The 17513-nt window shown below is 63.6% G+C and carries 15 protein-coding genes and 1 pseudogene; 7 read left to right on the plus strand and 9 right to left on the minus strand.

The genetic code is table 11. The features are described 5' to 3' along the window. Positions 1–255: 255 nt before the first annotated feature. Positions 256–1593 (plus strand): NtaA/DmoA family FMN-dependent monooxygenase, encoded by a 1338-nt coding sequence (locus tag ADADO0_RS05920; protein WP_511304184.1) that lies wholly within the window; start codon positions 256–258, stop codon positions 1591–1593. Between the two features lie 16 nt (positions 1594–1609). Here the strand turns inward: ADADO0_RS05920 and ADADO0_RS05925 are convergent, their stop codons facing one another. Then, entirely contained in the window at positions 1610–2101 is a 492-nt protein-coding gene (locus tag ADADO0_RS05925) for a flavin reductase family protein (RefSeq protein WP_511304185.1), read from the minus strand. A gap of 206 nt (positions 2102–2307) precedes the next feature. Here ADADO0_RS05925 and ADADO0_RS05930 point away from each other — a divergent pair, with 206 nt between their 5' ends. Next, on the plus strand, positions 2308–3345 hold the full coding sequence (locus tag ADADO0_RS05930) for a LacI family DNA-binding transcriptional regulator (protein WP_511304186.1): 1038 nt from the start codon (positions 2308–2310) through the stop codon (positions 3343–3345). A gap of 89 nt (positions 3346–3434) precedes the next feature. Here ADADO0_RS05930 and ADADO0_RS05935 read toward each other — a convergent pair whose 3' ends face one another. From ADADO0_RS05935 to ADADO0_RS05945, 3 genes are all read right to left on the minus strand, one after another. Beyond that, positions 3435–5075 carry a UbiD family decarboxylase domain-containing protein gene (locus tag ADADO0_RS05935; protein WP_511304188.1) on the minus strand — a complete coding sequence of 547 codons (1641 nt, stop codon included), beginning with the start codon at positions 5073–5075 and terminating at the stop codon, positions 3435–3437. 22 nt (positions 5076–5097) lie between these two features. After that, positions 5098–5526 (minus strand): SRPBCC family protein, encoded by a 429-nt coding sequence (locus tag ADADO0_RS05940; protein ID WP_511304189.1) that lies wholly within the window; start codon positions 5524–5526, stop codon positions 5098–5100. A 250-nt stretch (positions 5527–5776) separates the two neighbouring features. Further along, the gene (locus ADADO0_RS05945) at positions 5777–6820 is read right to left on the minus strand and encodes an FUSC family protein (protein ID WP_511304190.1); all 1044 of its coding nucleotides are present in this window, start codon (positions 6818–6820) and stop codon (positions 5777–5779) included. Positions 6821–6857: 37 nt separating this feature from the next. Here ADADO0_RS05945 and ADADO0_RS05950 point away from each other — a divergent pair, with 37 nt between their 5' ends. Continuing rightward, on the plus strand, positions 6858–8213 hold the full coding sequence (locus ADADO0_RS05950; RefSeq protein WP_511304192.1) for a UbiD family decarboxylase: 1356 nt from the start codon (positions 6858–6860) through the stop codon (positions 8211–8213). Positions 8214–8313: 100 nt separating this feature from the next. Here the strand turns inward: ADADO0_RS05950 and hmuQ are convergent, their stop codons facing one another. Together hmuQ and ADADO0_RS05960 are read right to left on the minus strand one after the other, a co-directional pair. Beyond that, positions 8314–8634: a heme-degrading protein HmuQ gene (gene hmuQ, locus ADADO0_RS05955; protein WP_511304193.1), complete on the minus strand. Its 321-nt coding sequence runs from the start codon at positions 8632–8634 to the stop codon at positions 8314–8316. Between the two features lie 32 nt (positions 8635–8666). Then, positions 8667–10853: a TonB-dependent hemoglobin/transferrin/lactoferrin family receptor gene (locus ADADO0_RS05960; protein WP_511304194.1), complete on the minus strand. Its 2187-nt coding sequence runs from the start codon at positions 10851–10853 to the stop codon at positions 8667–8669. Positions 10854–11224: 371 nt separating this feature from the next. On the opposite strand from ADADO0_RS05960, the gene ADADO0_RS05965 reads away from it, so the two are divergent. The 4 genes and pseudogenes from ADADO0_RS05965 (at position 11225) to ADADO0_RS05980 (ending at position 14524) form a co-directional block, all read left to right on the plus strand. Further along, entirely contained in the window at positions 11225–12082 is an 858-nt protein-coding gene (locus tag ADADO0_RS05965; RefSeq protein ID WP_511304195.1) for a heme/hemin ABC transporter substrate-binding protein, read from the plus strand. Then, the gene (locus ADADO0_RS05970) at positions 12082–13173 is read left to right on the plus strand and encodes a FecCD family ABC transporter permease (RefSeq protein WP_511304196.1); all 1092 of its coding nucleotides are present in this window, start codon (positions 12082–12084) and stop codon (positions 13171–13173) included. The genes ADADO0_RS05965 and ADADO0_RS05970 overlap by 1 nt, the downstream gene beginning before the upstream one ends. A gap of 11 nt (positions 13174–13184) precedes the next feature. Beyond that, positions 13185–13964: pseudogene (locus ADADO0_RS05975) on the plus strand (heme ABC transporter ATP-binding protein); the annotation flags it as partial. 164 nt (positions 13965–14128) lie between these two features. Further along, positions 14129–14524, plus strand: coding sequence for a VOC family protein (locus ADADO0_RS05980; RefSeq protein WP_511304197.1), 396 nt, complete (start codon positions 14129–14131; stop codon positions 14522–14524). 19 nt (positions 14525–14543) lie between these two features. Here the strand turns inward: ADADO0_RS05980 and ADADO0_RS05985 are convergent, their stop codons facing one another. From ADADO0_RS05985 to ADADO0_RS05995, 3 genes are all read right to left on the minus strand, one after another. Beyond that, on the minus strand, positions 14544–15770 hold the full coding sequence (locus ADADO0_RS05985; protein ID WP_511304198.1) for a phthiocerol/phthiodiolone dimycocerosyl transferase family protein: 1227 nt from the start codon (positions 15768–15770) through the stop codon (positions 14544–14546). Positions 15771–15842: 72 nt separating this feature from the next. Then, a complete protein-coding gene (locus ADADO0_RS05990) occupies positions 15843–16454 on the minus strand; it encodes a cupin domain-containing protein (RefSeq protein WP_511304199.1) in 612 nt (203 codons plus the stop codon). 54 nt (positions 16455–16508) lie between these two features. Beyond that, entirely contained in the window at positions 16509–17441 is a 933-nt protein-coding gene (locus tag ADADO0_RS05995; protein ID WP_511304200.1) for an alpha/beta hydrolase, read from the minus strand. Positions 17442–17513 lie beyond the last annotated feature (72 nt).

Genomic DNA, 17513 nt, shown 5'->3' on the forward strand with positions numbered 1-17513 from the left:
ACGTTGGGGCATGCCGCGTGAAGCACACGAGGGGCGGCCGAAACGCCTATATCGCCGGATTGAAGATAGAGCGCGGCTCTTGCGTCGCGCCCGTTCCTCGGCGTTTTCCCTGAACTTTTCGGCGGATAGCGCGTTCTGCGGCAATGAATGGATGCGCATGCAATGCCGACTTGGCATCCTGATTGCACAAATTAATCAGTATCCGTTCGCAAGAACGGGCTTCTGCCCAGAATTAAGTCACGAAAGAGCCGGACCATGAAGAAAATCCACCTGGCCTTCGACATGTCCTGGACCCAAGTGGAAACCCAATGGCGCCAGCCGGGTTCCTGGGTCGGCCCCGATTATCCCTCCATCGGACTGTTCGAGGATATGGCGCGCCTCGCCGAGCGCGGCGGGCTGGACATGATCTTCTTCGGGGACGGCACCGGGGTTCCGGACACCTGGGGCGGCGGCATTGAGGATGCGGTGCGCTATGGCGTCGCCTGGCCACGGCTCGACATGAGTCCCTGGATCACCCTCATGTCGCGTGTGACCAGCCATGTCGGCTTCGGGCTCACCTACGCCTCCACCTTTATGCATCCCTTCTATACCGCGCGGCTGCTCAATTCCATGGACCATGTCACCAATGGGCGCATGGCGTTCAACGTGGTCACGTCCCAGCGCCGCTCGGACTATGCCAATTACGGCTATGACGAACTGGTGGACCACAATTCCCGCTACGACCGGCTGGAGGAATTCGTCGATGTCTGCCGGGCGCTGTGGGGGAGCCTGGATCCCGACGCCTTCATTTGGGACAGCGCCACCGGGCAGGTCGCCGATCCGGCAAAGGTTCGGGCGATCAATCACGATGGGCGGTTCTTCAAGGTGAAGGGCCCGCTCAGCGTGCTGCCGTCGCCGCAGCGCCAGCCGGTGGTGCTCCAGGCCGGCGGCTCGCCGCGCGGCACCCGCGCAGCAGCCCATGTGGCCGACCATGTGTTTGGCCTCACCAAGTCCGTGCCCCTGATGCTACAGCAGCGCAACGATCTCGACGCGGCGCTGCGCGCAGAGGGGCGCGACCCGGAGGAGGTGGGCATCCTCTGGTCGATGCGCGCCATCGTCGCGGACACGCAAGCCGAGGCGGAGGCGCTCCGGGAGAGGCTGATCGACGGCGTATCGCGCGAGGCGGTCGGGGTCTGGCTTTCGCACAACACCGGCTTCGACATGTCCACGCTGCCGCAACGCTTCACCCTGTCCGAGCTTCAGGCTCGCATCACCGCGGCGAACGCTTCGCCCGTGGGCTTTGTCGCCCTCCTGGCGAAGGAATATGGCCAGGATACGGAAATCAGCCTGGATGATTTCTTCGAGCACGGCCTGCGCCACGCCACCGGCTACGCCGTCACCATGGCGGGCACCGCCACGCAGGTGGCGGACCGCATGGAGGAGATGTTCGAGGGGACGGGAAGCCGTGGCGGCTTCATGATCTCGATCTCGCAGGCGAGCCCGCGCGCGGTGCCCTACAACATCATCACCCAACTGGTTCCCGAGCTTCAGCGCCGGGGCCGCTACCGCACCGCTTATGAGGGGCGCACCCTGAAGGAAAATCTCGCGAGCTGAGGTGGGTGCCCGCCGCCTATCCGGCGGCGGGCAGCGCCTCGAAGCGGCCGTTGAAATACAGCAGCGGCGCGGTAGCGATCTCGTGCATCTGCATGTGCTGCACCTCGCCGATGAACACCGTGTGGGAGTGCACCTCCATGGTGGCCGTCACCGTGCAGTCGAAGCTGGCAAGCGCGCTCGGCAGCGCCGGTGCGCCGGTGGCGAGCGAAAGCCAGGGCTGATCCGCGAAGCGGGTCTCGCGCAGATGCGGCGAGGAAAAGCGGCGGGCGGTTTCGACATCACCATGGCTCAGCACGTTGACGCAGAACACGCCGGTGCGGCGGATCACGTCGTGACTGTGGGCACTACGGTTGACGCATACGAGCAGTGTGGCATTGGGCTCGGCCGCCACCGAACTCACGGCTGTCGCCACAAAGCCGTGGGGAACGCCATCTTCCACCGTGGTTATGATCGTGACGCTCGCCGCAAGCCGGCGCATGCCCTGCTTGTATTGCTCGGTGTCCACCATGAACGCGCCTTTCCGGGGAACCGACCCCGCACCCGGCGCCTCGCGGCGCAATAAGTGATAGAGACTAAAATGAGCCGCCATTGCTGTACAAGCTCATTATGCATGCGTATGCAATCAGAGTTGAGGGTATTTTGTGCATACGGGTTTTCTTCACTTGCTTTGTATGGCACCCCTCGTGAGGATCATACACCAATAGGTGTAGCGGGATGAAGATGGCGAAGGCGGGTCGGCGGGGCGTGGGGCGGGTCACGGCGGAAGAGGTGGCGTTGCGCCTGGGGGTGTCGCAATCGACCATATCGCGGGCGTTCTCGTCCAGCGCCAGCATTTCCGAGGAGATGAGGAAGCGCGTGGCCGACGCCGCGCTGGAACTCGGCTACCAGCCGAACATGATCGCCCGCAGCCTGATCACCCGGCGCACCGGCATGGTCGCCATCGTCATCGGCAATCTGGTTGACCCGTTCTACACCACCCTGCTGGACATCCTTACCGAGAGGCTTCAGGCCGCCGGCAAGCAGACCCTTTTATTCTCTTCCTCACGGGAGGGCGGCCTTGATGATATCTTGCCGACGCTGCTCCAGTATCAGGTGGACGGCATCATCATCACGTCAGCGACCGTCACGTCCGACATGGCGCGGGTCTGCGCCAAGCGCGAGACACCGGTGGTGCTGCTGAACCGCAACGTGCCGGGCCTGGATATCAGCGCGGTGTGCTGCGACAACGTCCAGGGCGGCCGCGAGATGGCGCGCCATCTGGTGGAACTCGGGCACAAGCGGTTCGCCTTCGTCGTCGGCCAGCCCGACGCAAGCACCAGCCTGGAGCGCCAGCAGGGCTTCGTCGCGGGGCTGGCGCGGTTCGGTATCTCCTCCTGCAATATCGAGCAGGCCGGGGAATACAGCTATGAGGCGGGATATGCGGCGGCGCTGCGGCTCGCGGACAGTGGAAACCGTCCCGACGCGGTATTTTTCGCCAGCGATATCATGGCCATCGGCGGCATGGATGCTTTCCGCAGCCGTGGCCTTTCCATTCCGGGCGACATTTCGGTGGTGGGCTTCAACGACGTGCCGCTGGCGGCCTGGCCCACCTATTCCCTGACCACGGTCCGACATCCCTGGGAGCGGATGGCGGAGCGCGTCGTCGAATTGCTGGGTTTCGCCGAAGATGATGCCGGCCCGGCGCGCAAGGCGATGATGGAACTCATTCCCGGCGACCTCATCCTGCGCGCCTCCACCGGTCCCGCCCGGTAGGGTACAGTCGCAACACATCGGGTGCGGACACGCGCCGCCTTGAAGGCCATCGCGCATCCGCACCCGCCAGTATCGTTCGGTCCCTTGCTTCAGGCTGAGGGGGTGGAGCCTACGTGCCTCGGGTCGAAGTTCGACAGTGCGGCTGGCCTTGCCTCAAAGGCAAAGGGCCGGTCGGAGAGGGTGTAGCGATACCAAGGCGCGTCGTTCATCCGGCCGAGCTTGTGACGCAGGCTGCCGAACGCGCCATAGATCAGCGCATACGGCTGGCCATGGAAGTGCTTGAGGATGTCGAGCCAGGCGCGGGGCTCGGTATCGATGAAGGCCTCCATGTCCTTGGCGATCTCATCCTCGGTCATGGGCGTGAGGTTATCCGGCGGATCTCCGAGGTCCGTCACGGCGCTCTTGATGAATTCGTCCGGATTCCACCCCGCACCGAGCGGCTTGGTGCAGTCCATGCCGATCTTGGAGCACACGCCTGGTTCAGCGCACTTCGGATCCACCGTCATGGTGTTGCAGTCTTTGATTATGATGGTGTCGCGATCCGGCATGTAGCGGAACGCCATCGCGGCGAGGACGGCCTGGTCGTCCCAGATGTCCACGTCGTCGTTGAACACCATGGCGATCTTGGGCAGGCCCTGCTTTGAGCAGGTCAGCATGAGGCCGAGCGCCTGTTTGGCGTCGCCGGCACCCAGCGGCCGGATCTTGGCATAGGCGATGTTCGAGAGCCCGCCGGCCGGGCTGCGCACTTCCATGACATCAATGCCGGCGAGCCGCAGCGCGCCGTAGAGGTCCGCCTCGATGGCGGGCAATTGCAGCATGTTGTCGGTGTACCAGGGATGCATGCCGCCGATGGTGCAGTGCTGGTAGATGGGATTCTTGCGGTACGTCATCGCCTTCACCTTGAGGCGATAATTGTGCTTCATCCCGCCGCCGTACATGCCGGTGAATTCGCCGTAGGGGCCTTCGTCGAAGTTCAGCCCTTCCAGCGCCATGAGTTCGCACTCAAGGACCAGTTCGGCATTGGCGGGCACCGCCACGTCAATGGTCTCGCATTTCACCATCTTCGCCGGCGCGCCGTAAAAGCCGCCGAGAACCTCGAAATCGTCGGTGTCGCCGGGGACGCCGACGAGGGCGGAAATCTTGTCCACCGTCGGGCCGCCGATCACCATGGCGACTTCGAGATTTTGCCCCTTCGCGGCCGCCGCCATCGCATGAATGCGCTGGCGATGGGAGGTGCAGGTCATGTCCACCGACTTCTCGTTCTTCGAGCGGAACATGGAGCGGTAGATGCCCCAGTCATAGACCCCGGTGTCGGGATGCTTGCTGATGAAGAGGTTGTCGTTGGTGTAGGCGTGGCCGTCGCGGTCGTGGTGCAGGAACAGCGGGAGGCGGGTTAGGTCGACATCCTCGCCCTTGAGGATCACCTCTTTGCACGGCGCCGTGTCCACAAGCTCCCACTTTGCGCGGGCCTTGGCTTTCTCGACCATCTTGCGTCCGGTCTGCGTCTTGTCGCATTCCATGGCCCAGGCATACATATCCTGGTTGGAATAGGCGTTGGCGAGGACCGAGAACTCGCAGTCCTTGATCTTCTCCATCAGGACGGCTTTGGTCGGATTGGCCTCGATCGTCTTGGGAATCTGATCGACGCGAATCTCATCCGTGATGCGGACGAGAAACCCGGCCGCGTCCATGGCCTGGACGAATTCGGGAAGCGACTGTTGGGAAGCCATGATGCTGATCCTTAAGTCGCAATCAGGAAAAGGCGGGTTCAGACACGCCGGATTCGACGTACTCGCGCAAATGATCCATCAGCGCGCCCCAGATGGTGTTGCACTTGATGAAGTTCGCCTCGTTGTGAGGCCAGCCGCCATGTGCCACCTGCACGCAGGTTCGCCCGTCCGCGCCGGGGGTCAACGTGAAGTCCGCGGTGGTGCCGACGGCATCTCCGGGCCCCTTCGTACAGGTCCAGCGTATTTCCGCAGTATCATTTCGGTCGATCCGCCACGAAAATTCCGGCCGGTCAGTATATTTGAGAAGCCATTCGGTTCCGACTTCGCCGCTGCCCGATACGAGAGGGGTGTTCCAGCCTTGCAGTCCTTCGCGCGTGCTGAGCGCTTTCTGGATTTTTGCCGCGTCAGCCGAGATGTAAATCTCATGCTTCAAGGAATGTGCGCCAGCCATCAGTTTTCTCCCAAGCCTCAGGGATAATGAGTCAAATGCCGAGCCTAATGCAAGCCTAGCAGAATCTGTGTCGGCCTCGCCGTCCCGCAGTTTCCGCAGGAAAAACTCAGAGGCGATGAACAAAACTGTTCAAACCCTCATGATAGCAACATTCATTTTTATGTCGCACTTCTTCTGAAGTGGCTCATTCATCCAGCTTCTGCCGCGATGGCGGGTGTAAGTATTTGTGCGGCGCACAATGCCAGGTAGCTCAAGGCGCTCCGCCCACCTGTGGGGAAGGTGCCAGTTTGGTCAGGACGACGCGGCAGATCATGATCGTGGCGACGGCCACGACACTTCCCAGGCCTGCCTCGATCAGCCGCTCCACGAGCAAAGGCGTCCATGCAAGGCCGCGCCCGAGATTGCTCATGCCGATTGCCAGCGGTGAGATGAAGAGAAGCGCGATCGCATAATTGCGGACGACGAAAAGCTCCGCGACCCCCTGAAAAACCGTGATCAGCACGATCAGCGCAAAGACGCTCGGCTCTGTCGAGAACAGCAGAAAGGCAAGGCACACGCCCCCCAGGGTGCCGAGCACCAACTGGAAAGTCCGGCGGAAAATATCCGATGATGTGAGGGCCGGCATCAGCGCAGCGACCGTCACCGGCGACCAGAACGGATGGCCGATGTGTAGCGTCAGCGCGAGAAACCAAGCGCCCACCACGCCAATCGCGGCGGCGGCGATGATGACGATGTGCTGCCTCATGTCGAGTTTGGCAGCCCCGTCCGCCGCCCGCGTCTTGAGGTGGCGCATGCGTGCGCGCGCATTCAGGGCGCTTTTGCCCCCCAGCAGAGTTAGCAGGATCGCGGTGCCCGCACCGCCGGCGCTCGCGGCGATGGCACTCCCAACCTGTTCCGGCTTCAACGGGATCTCGGCGACGACGAGGAAGGCCAGGACAAAGAAAATCTCGCCGCGCGGCACCCATCCCATGACGGTCCCGAGCGTGCCGGCACCGATCACCACGGCCGCGAGCATGGTGCCGAGCAGCCAAGCCGGGCCCTGCGTCGCCGCATAGATCGCGCCCACCGCGATGGTGGCGACCATGCCGGCGCCGACGACCAGTTCCGTGTCAGCCCTGCGCTCGGCGGTCTCGCTGTGGCCATAGAGTGAGGTCAGTGCGCCGAAGGCGGCATAGACCGCGATATCGACGCGTCCGCAGGCAAACAGCACGAGCAGAGGCAGGCCGACGGAGGTGCCGACACGCAGCGCGGCCCGGACGTCCTGTGTCTTTACCTTGTCGGAAAAGCTGCGCATTAATCGCACCACCTGCGGAAAAAAGGACGACGGGACAATGCCCTATCAAGACCTGCGAGGCTTCCTTGAGGCTTTACGGCAATCCGGCGACCTCGTCGACATCGCCAGACCCATCGCCCTGAAATACGACATCGCGAAAGCCCTCGCGAAAGCCAGTGCGGTCGATGGGCCTGCGCTCATGTTTCCGCAGAACGGCACCGATTTCCCGCTTGTCGCCGGCCTCTACGGTTCCCGCCGCAGGGCGCTGGTTGCCTTCGAGGCGACTGAGGAAACCATTCATGCGCGCGTGACGAAGGGGATCGACAACCCGATCGGTCCGGTCGATTTCGCAGGTCGGCCGCCGTGTCAGGACGTGGTCCTCACCGGCGACGACATTGATCTCACGAAGCTGCCGGTGCCCACCTACAGCCCCAAGGACGGCGGCCCCTACATCACGGCGGGTATCGTGGTGTCCGAGGACCCGGATACGGGAATCCCGGATATCGGAAACTATCGCTTCCAGCTCCATGGCCCGCAGGTACTCGGGCTGTTCTCGGCGTCCAATCACCGGTTCGGCAAGAACATCGCCAAAGCCCTTGAACGTAAGGTGCCGCTCCATGGCGCGATCGTCATCGGCGTCGACCCAATGACGGTGTTTGCCTGCCAGGTGCAGTCGGGCGATACGACAAACGACTGGTTCGTTGCCGGTGGGTTACGCGGTGCGCCGGTCGAACTCGCGCAGGCGGTGAGCAATTCACTCAAGGTGCCGGCCTATGCGGAGTTCGTCATCGAGTTCGTCGTCGATGAGGACGACCAGCGCGTTGAGGGGCCGCTCGGCGAATATACCGGCTATTACACCCCCGCATCGCTCAAGCCGACCGCCAAGGTGACGGCCATCACCCATCGCAAGGATGCGATCTTCCAGGGCCTTCTGACCGGCAAGCCGATCACCGAAAACCACGTCCTGAAGCAGATCCCCTTTGAGGTGTCGATCCTGCGCCAGCTTAAGGCCCAGTTCCCGACGATCCGCGATATCTCGATCACCAGTTCCGGGGGGGTTCAGGTGTATGTCGTGATCGCCATGGTGCCGCGTTATGAGGGCGAGGCGCGCCACGCGATCCTGGCGGCGATGGCCTGCAACCTTCATCCCAAATGGGTGATTGTGGTCGATCCGGACATCGACATCCGCACGTCCTCGGACGTCGAATGGGCCATGTCGTTCCGCGTGAAGCCGAATGTGGATGTCTTCGTGGTGGATCGCACCGCGACGGCGCCACTCGATCCCTATACCGACGGCGGCTATTCGTCCGCGGTCGGCATCGATGCCACGCGGCCGTTCGGCGTCGAGTTTCCCGAGGTGTCGGAAGTTCCCGATTGGCGCGCGTTCGACCTGCCGGAAATCGACAAGCGCTGAACGTCGTATAGGTATCCCCTGGGTCTGGGTATCCCTGGTTCTGGGTATCCTGGCCTTCGTCGCGCTCACAGGCGCGACGAAGGAGCATGCCACTTAAAGTTCAGCTGGCAGGGTTCAGCGAGAGGACGGACTCGAACCCCTCGAATTCCGGCGGGCCGATATAGTTCACCTTGTTGGTGCCGGCGTTGCGGTGGGCGTCGCGGAAGGCTTCGGACTTGGTCCAATCCTCGAACGCTGACTTGTCCTTCCAGTGGGTGTGGGAGGAATAGAGCACATGGTCCTCCCGCACCGGTCCCTTCAGCAGATTGAAGGCGACGAAGCCGGGAACGCTGAGGAGATAGCTGTCGCGCTCGCGCCAGACGCGCTCGAATTCGTCCTGGGACTCCGGCTTCACTTTGAAACGGTTCATTGCGATGTACATGGAGGCTGTCTTCCTAACGGATGGGTCCTGGCTCACTTGGTCGCCAGGGTGGTGGGCGAGAGCGCGGACAAGTATCCATCGCCGAACCGGATTGTGAGCGAGGCCTTCAGGGTGATGCCCGCGCTGGGCAGGAACTGCTGATACTGCGTGTACTGCTCGTTCAGCAAGTTTTCGACGGAGAGTGCGGCGAGCACATTTTCGCTCGGCGCATAGCCCAGGTAGAGGCTGACGAGGTTGAAGCCGGGTGTGGGCGTATAGACCGAGCCCACGGGCAGATCTTCCATCGCCGCGACCGCGACCCAGCGAACCGAGGCGGTGATCCTGTTGTCCCACAGCCGCACGCCCAAGGTCGTGGCGACATTGTCCGGCATAACGGAGGAGAGCGGCTGTCCGTTCGAGGTGTCCTCGCCATTGGTGACGGTGCCGTTCACCCCCACGAACCACTGGCCCGTGTCGTACATGCTCTCCACCTCGAAGCCGGTAAGCTTGGCCGAGGCGACGTTCTGATACTGGGCGTAGGCGGTGGTGCCGAACGCGGTGGTGCCATACTGGACCAGCTCGATATAATCCGAGACATCGTTGCGATAGACGTTGGCCTTGACGCGGACCTTGTCGCCCTTCGTCAACAGGTCGTCGAACTTGATGTTGACGCCGATTTCCTTGTTCTTGCCGACTTCAGGCAAGAGGTTGGGGTTGGGCATGAAGCAGAACACGCCAAAGCTGCCATCCGGGCAGGTGACGATCGGAATAGCCGGCGGATGCGCGCCTGATACCAGGGTTTCGGTGACGGTCGGTGCGCGGAACGCCTCGGCATAGGTGCCGTAGACCGTGAACCACGGGACCGGCGTGATGCCGAGGGTGAACTTGGGCGAGAAGCGGCTGTCGCTGTTGGACGTGCCGTCGCCATTGAGCGAGTAGCTGTCGTAGCGGACGGCGGCGATGGCTTCGAGCCAGGATGAATAATTGCCCTGCCACTGCACGAATGCGCCACCGACACTGCGATCGCCGCTTGGATTGTAGCCGTCGCCGAAGCCGAAATTGTCGATGTTGCTGACATCGTCGTGGAAATACTCGCCGCCCACGGTCACGGCGTTACGGATGCCGTTGAATTCGAAACGCGACGTGTTGTTGGCATCGAAGCCGGTGGTATCGATGGTGAAGCTGCGGGGATCGCCGACGGCGCCGGTGATGGTGCTTCTGGTTCCCGCAACCTTCACCTGATCCTGCTGCACGCGGTTCCAATAGACGTTGCTATGCCAATTGAAGAAATTGTCGTTGGGATTGTCGTAATTATAGGTGGCGGTCAGGGTCTGGTTGATGACCTGGGTGCCATACTGGGTCAGGGTCGGCGTCGGGACGTCGTTGCTGGTCGTGTAGGTCGAATTGTAGTTCAGGCCCGAGATCTTGATCTCGTGAAAATCGGCTGGGCGGAAGGTGGCCTTGGCGATGCCGGTCCAGGTGTCGTAGGCGGTGCCCGGCACCATGTTGCCGTTGCCGTCCGAATAATTGGTTGCCTGACGATAGGTGCCGCCCCAGAAGAGGTCGACGTTCTGGCCGAGGCGCGCGGCGCCGAAGGCGGAGCCGAAGCCCATGGGGCCGTTGCTGCCGAACTCGCCGGTTCCTTCCACGCCCCATGTCTGTCCCGGCTTCAGGATGTCGTCGGCATCCTTGGTGCGGAACAAGACGACGCCGCCGATGGCGCCCGAGCCGTAGATGTTGGAGGCCGGGCCGCGATACACGTCCACGCCGGCAAGCAATGCGGGCTCAAGGAAGAACGAGCCCGCGGCGTTGGAATGCCCAAGCTGCGTGAAGTTCTGCCGCGCACCGTCCACGAAGATCGCGACGCGGCCGAAGTCCTGAAGGCCGCGAATATTGATGGACGTCTGCTGACTGTTGCCGTTCTGGATAGTGGTGACGCCGGGCATGCCCAGGAACAGGTCGGAGGTCTGATCCGCCATGAGCCGCTGGAAATCTTCCGCGCGCAGAACGCTGACGGCGCCCAGGGCGTCGATCGCTGTCGTCTCGGTCAGCGTGGAGACGACCGTGATCGAATCCAGTGAGATTTCGTTCGTTGCCGCGGGCGAGATGGGGTTGGCGGGGGCAGTCTGCGCCAGGGCCGGCACCATCGGCGATGCAATGAGAGCAGCTCCTGCAACGCCTGACATCAGGAAAAGGCGGAATCGCGGGCAAACGCCGCCGCTCGCCGGAATATGTGACATTCCAAGCCTCCAAAGAACAGAAAATGTCCCGGCTAACGCCCGATGAAGGGCCTGGCGTGGGTATGGTGCGCCGTGGCGCCCGTCCTCTACCGCCTAGGTGGCGCTGGATGTCAGGTCAAGTTGATTAGCTCTAATCTTGCATTTAGTTCGAACAAGTGACATTGAATCCTCAGTTTAATCCGTCCAATCAGCCCGGAATTTGATTATAAAAATTCTAATGTTTGGAATTAGACGAGATGTACATGGATATGGAACTCGTTTTGAAGCGTGTGAATCGCAAAGTGGGGGGGTTTTTGCGGGTTTCATGCATTGTCGCGATGACGTTCAGCTTTGCCACATCTGCGTGGGGTGCGGAGTCTCAGGCTCGCACAGTGACCGACGCGATGGGACGAAACGTCCGCATTATCGATAGCAGCCGCATTGTTTCCATCGGCGGGTCCGTCACCGAAATCCTGTTCGCCATGGGGCTTGGTTCGCGCGTGATCGCGGTGGACCAGACCAGCGTCTACCCCGCCGCCGCTCGCGCTTTGCCCGATGTGGGCTATTCCCGCACCCTGGCGCCTGAGGGTGTCCTCTCCACCGCGCCCTCGCTGATCCTCGCGATAGACGGTTCCGGCCCGCGCTCCACGCTGGATGTACTGGAGAGCGCCTCGGTGCCTGTGGTCATCATCCCCGACGCGCGCACCCCCGAGGGTGTGATCCGCAAGATCGAGGCGGTGGCGAAAGCGGTTGGCGAGGAAGAGGCCGGCCGGCAGCTGGCGGCAGCCGTCACGGCGGATTTCGAGGCGGTGAAAGCCGGTGTCGCGACGCTGGCTGGGCATCCGCGCGCCGTGTTCGTTCTTTCGGCCGCCTCGGGCACAGCCGTGGTCGGCGGCAGCGATACGACGGCGGACGCAATGCTGCATCTGGCCGGCGCGGAGAACCCCATGGCGTCCATCAAGGGATACAAGCCGGCGGTGGATGAGGCGGCCTATTCGGCCGATCCCCAGGCCATTGTCGTCATGAGCGGCGGTGGACAGGTCCTGACCGCCGACATCCTGTTCTCGCTGCCCGCATTCAAGGGCACGGTCGCGGCGCAGGACAAGCGCCTCATCGTCGTTCCCGGCTCCTATCTGCTCGGCTTCGGGCCGCGCACCCCACGGGCGGTGCGGGACCTCGCCTTGGCGCTGCGGTCGGGTGCCGTTCTGCCCGAGCTGCCGCCCCGCGCATTTGCCTCGGAACCCAACTGATGCGCGCACCTTCTGACGACGGCGCAGCTTTTCGCCTGCTGCCGTTCTCCGGCCTCGCGTTCTCCGGCCTCGCGTTTATCGCGTTCCTGGCCCTCGCGGCCTTCCTCGCCGCGCTCTGCCTCGGGCCGGTCAGCATCGCGCCGGGGCGGGTCTTCCAGATCATCCTCGATTGGATTGCTGGCCAGTCCTCTGCCGGGACCTTTGGTGTGCGCGAGCGCGTGATCGTGCTCGACGTGCGCCTGCCGCGCGCCCTGCTCGGCGCGCTTGTGGGAGCCGCCACGGCGGTGGCGGGCGCGATCATGCAGGGCGTGTTCCGCAATCCGCTCGCCGACCCAGGTCTCATCGGCGTCTCTCCGGGGGCGGCGCTGGCGGCGGTCGGCTTCATCGTGCTCGGCGGCAGTCTCTCCCTGGCCCTACCCGCGTTCATTCAGGCGATCCTGCTTTCACTGGCGGCATTCGTCGGCGGGCTCGCGACCACGCTGCTGATCGGCCGCCTCGCCATGCGCGAGGGATACACCTCCGTTTCCACCTTGCTGTTTGCCGGCCTGGCGCTCGGCGCCTTGGCGAGCGCAGGCACCGGCGTGCTGGTCTTCATGGCGACGGAACAGCAATCCCGCGAATTCCTGTTCTGGACTATGGGAAGCCTCGGTGGCGCCACTTGGCTGAAGGCGGGGCTCACGGCGCCCTTCGTTTTCGCGCTCCTGGCCGCGAGCCCCTTCCTTGCGCGCGGGCTTGATGCCCTCGCTTTGGGGGAGGCGGAGGCGTTTCATCTGGGGATCCGGGTGGAGCGCCTGAAACGCGCCGCCATCGTCGCCGTGGCGGCCGGCGTCGGCGCCTCGGTCGCCGCCTGCGGCGTGGTGGGCTTTGTGGGTCTCGTGGTGCCGCACCTTGTCCGGCTGTCATTGGGGCCGGGGCACCGCATCTTGTTGCCGGCCTCAGCTCTGCTCGGTGCCGCCGTGCTGCTGGCCGCCGACATTGCGGCGCGGCTTCTTGCGGCGCCCGCCGAATTGCCCCTGGGCATCGTGACCGCCCTGGTGGGCGCGCCCTTCTTCCTCTGGCTGCTGATGCAGCGTCGCACGGCGCTGGGGTGAATATGTACGTCGTGAGCGATGTCACTGTCCGGCGCGCCGGAAAGGCCCTTCTGTCCGAAGTCAGCATCACCCTTCGGCCAGGCCAGTTCATGGTGGTTGTCGGGCCGAACGGCGCGGGCAAATCCACGCTCCTCAAGGTGCTCTCGGGAGAGATCGTGCCGGACAGCGGCGCGGTGCTGCTGGACGACAGGCCGCTGAAGTCCCTGTCGCCGGCGGAACTGGCACGCCGGCGCGCCGTGCTGCCGCAACAGACCGATGTCGCGTTTCCCTTTTCGGTCGCGGAGGTCGTCGGGCTGGGGCTGCTCGGGGGCAGGGCGGCAGGCCAGCGCATCGAGAGCCTGCTCGCACGGGTCGATCTGCCGGGCTTTGCCGAACGGCGTTTTGATTCGCTGTCCGGCGGCGAGCGGCAGCGCACCCATCTGGCCCGTGTGCTGGCGCAACTGGACCAGGGGGCGAGCGACCTCCCCCGTTTTCTCCTGCTCGACGAGCCGACCGCCAGCCTCGACCTCTCCCATCAGTTGCTCGTCCTCAACATCGCCCGCGCGCACGCCCGGCGCGGCGGCGGCGTGTTCGCGGTGCTCCACGATCTCAACCTCGCGGCCATGGTGGCCGACCATCTGCTGGTGCTGAAGCAGGGCCGGCTGCTGTTCCAGGGGACGCCGGAAGAGGTGTTGACCGACCGCACCTTGAACGAGGCGTTCGACGTCCGGGCGCGGGTCAATATGGCTCCCGATAGCCCGTTCATCCTGCCCCAGGCGGTTGAGGGCTGGGCTATCGGCGGGTTGATTTGAGACGGATCGTGCCCCGTTGCCGCACCGGTTCGATCGCTTTTGTGGCCACTCCGGCGCGGCTTTATGGCTTTGCCTGATGCGCCGTGCGGGCCGTGGGAGTAAACCGAGGGATGGCATCCCGCACCGCGCGGAGACCGCCCGAATCAAGAAGGCGAGGGATACGCATGTCTGAGGCAGCACCGCAGTTCACTTGGGATCACATCCACCTGTTCGTCACGGACCAGGAAGCTGCCGCGCAGTGGTTCGGGGATCTGCTCGGAGCGGAAATCATCCGCTCGCCGGTGCGCATCGTCGTGAAGCTCGGCGGCGCGAGCATTTTCTTTCAGCAGGTGCCGGATGACGGCTCGACCGGCGATGCGCCGGTGTCGCCGCACAAGGGTCTCGACCATTTCGCCTTGGCCGTGAAGGATATTGACCGCGTCGCGGCCGACCTGAAGGCCAAGGGCGCGGTGATCACCAAGGGCCCCGAAACCGCGCGGCCTGGCGTGCGCGTCTGCTTCATCGAAGGTCCCGCCAACATCTCCATCGAGCTGCTGGACCGCGACCCGAAGTACACCTGAGCGAATGCGGGCGCCGGCTCTACAGGCCGGCGGCCGCGTCCAGGTGGGCAACGACACCGGCTGAGAGACGCGTCATCGTCTCCGGAGAAATGATCTCCGGGATATAGGTGAGCGTCGCCACCAACCGTCCTTGGTGGATGGTGACCGAGACATTGGGATAACGCTTGCGCCAGCCGGTGGCGTATTCGAAGCCGGCCACCTTCAGCGTTGTCATGGGGAAGTGTAACGTCACCGCCCCCATGTCCGAAATATTCAGCGCCACCGGCGCTTCCCGCATCTGCCCGAATGAACTGGGGTAGTGCACATAATCTTCCAGGATGCGCCCATCGGCCGTGCCGGAGCGGATGTCGGCCTGGATTGCGCGGGCGATATCGAAGATCGAGCCGCTCATGTCAGCGACATGTGAAATGTGCGCGGTGACGGCGGAAAACACCAGTTCCACCGCCACATGCGGGTGCAGCCGGCGGCGCATGTCGATGGAGGCGCGCATGAGAATCTGCGGCGCAGGTGCGGTGGCAACATCGCGGACGGCCAGGGCGAAGGCGGCGGTCAGCATGGCGTGCACGGAGACGCCGTGGGCATGGCCGGCATCGGAAATCAGGCGCATTCGGGCCGGCGCGAGGACGATGCGCGCCAAAGCGTGGGTGAATGCACCCGTCGCACTGTCCGCTTGCTCCGGCAATTGAAGGAAGTCCCCCTCGAAGTCTGCCGCCGGGCGCCGCTGGGCCGGGTCGATGCCGAGCGCCGTCAGGCATCGGGCAACCGCATCGTCGATGCTCTGGGGAAACGGCTGGTCCACCACATTGGGCGTCGCGCCGCGCACCGCACCGTCACACAGGAAGGCGAGGCAGGCGTGGAGTTCCAGCAAAGCGGTGGCGTCGGTCACGGCGTGGGAGGTGAGAAGGAAAATGTCGGCGCTGTCGCCATGGTCGATCACATGGGCCTCATAAAGACCCTCATGGAGATTGAGCTGCCGGTCCAGCAAGTCGTTGTAGAGCTGATCGATGCTGACCGCTTGTCCCGCCAGCCAGTGCACCGGCGTCATGCGCTCAGCAGGTTTTTCCAGAAAATGGCCGTCCCGAATCACCGCGCGCAGGATGGCGAAACGGAGTTCGAGCGCGGCGAGGGCGGTCTGGAATTGGTCCCGGCTCAGCGCGCCCCGCAGCGTGGTGCGGCTGATCACCTGGGTCTGCGTGCGAACATAGATAAGCTCGGTCTCGGACGGCTCCCGAAAGCGGTGAAGCAAAGCTGAATCCCCCGGCGCATCCCCCCGAACGCCGTGGCCGACACTAAGCCCGTGGCGCGCGGTGAAAAGGCGTCAGAATGTCGGGGGGGTGTTGATGAAGATGATGCGGGCCTCGCTGTCCCCCACATTGCGATAGCCATGGGGCAGGTCGGAGCGGAAGAAGAACGAATCGCCCGCGCTCATGTGATAGACGCGGCCGCCCACCAGGAGTTCGATTTCCCCGCTGATGAGATAACCGACCTCCTCGCCGGAATGGGCGATCATCCCATCGCTGCCGCCACCTGGCGCCAGCACATGGATGTTGCCTTGCAGGAGTGAGCTTTCCGTAAGGGGAATCAGGCGCTCCATATGGATGCGGTAGCCGGGGCGCACCGGATCGAAATCGACAATCTTGCGGTCGGCCGCGCGGGTCACGACCTCACCTGGATCATTGGCAGCGGCGAACAGTTCACCTATGGTAAGGTCAAGGGCACCGCAGACCCGTCGCAACAGGTTCAGCGAGGCATGGGCCTTGTTGTTTTCCAGCTTGGAGAGAAGGCTCTCGGAGCACCCCGCCGCATCAGCGACTTCCTTCAGCGTGGCGCCGCGTTCGCGCCGCGCATAGCGCAGCCTGTGCCCGATGCTTTCATCTGATGTATCCCGCGCCGATGCGGCGAAGGAAGACATTGTCTTGTTGATACCCATCTTGGCCCCGCGTTTTCTCTCTCCGCCCGGTCCGGTTGATAGCCCCGCCGGTCTTTAGCCGCGATAGACCGGCGCCGGCTGGGTAAAGAAGCTGTGGAGAATATGATAGACGAGCGCGTAATTTTTCTGCTGGAACGACGCGTGCGAAATCCCCGGCATCACCGCGAAGGATTTGTCGCTGCACGCGATCTTCTCGAAATAGCTCAGTAGGTCCTGGAGGCTGGCGATGCCGTCGTGTTCGCCGCGCATGATGAGGGTGGGGACCCTCATGCGCGCGGGATCGAGCAGCGGCAGGCGGGAGCACATGTCGACATAGGTGCCGGTGGGCATGGAATCGTCATAGGTCAGGATCGCATCGGCGAAGGATTCGATCACTGAACGTTCCGCCGTGTCGGGATGGTCCCGGTCGAAAACTGAACGGACGAAGGCGCGGTCGATGGGCCGGCGGTTCTTCGCCATGAACTCGGGCAGCTTCTTGCGCCGCTGCTCCAGCGTCGGGCTGTTCTCGCCGGTCCAGACCAGGGCGTCGAGCGCCACCCGTGCGACGAGTTCCGGGTGCCGTTCGCTGAACAGGGCCGCCCGCAGCGAGCCGGACGAAATGCCATAGAGCAGCAGCGGGCCGCAGCCGGTGAGGGCTTGGATGTAGCCGGCGGCGGCGGCGAGATCGTCCGCGCCGGTGGAGATGTCCGAATTGATGTCCCGGTGCTTGTCGGAGGCGCCATAGCCTTCCATGTCGACGCACCACACGTCGAAGCCGCGCCGGGCGAACCAGTTCATGGCGGAGGAATCGGGGTGGCCGGGAACCAAGAGGTCGAAGGTCGGGCGGGAGGACATGGAGGAACCGTGAACGAACAGGATCGTTCCGGCATCGGCTGTCGTCGCGCGCTTGCGCCACAGGAACAGGCGAACGCCGTCCTTATCGGCCCAGTGCTCTTCTCCGGTAAAATCCTGATCCAATATGGGCGCGGACAAAACATCGGTGGTCATAAGCGTCTCCAAAAAATCTTGTTCTTCTAAATCTTGGTCGTCTTCGGTGGCGCGGCTGGTACAGTCTGCCGC

It is taken from the genome of Aquabacter sp. (assembly GCF_965279295.1).
In the GTDB taxonomy this organism is placed as follows: domain Bacteria; phylum Pseudomonadota; class Alphaproteobacteria; order Rhizobiales; family Xanthobacteraceae; genus Aquabacter.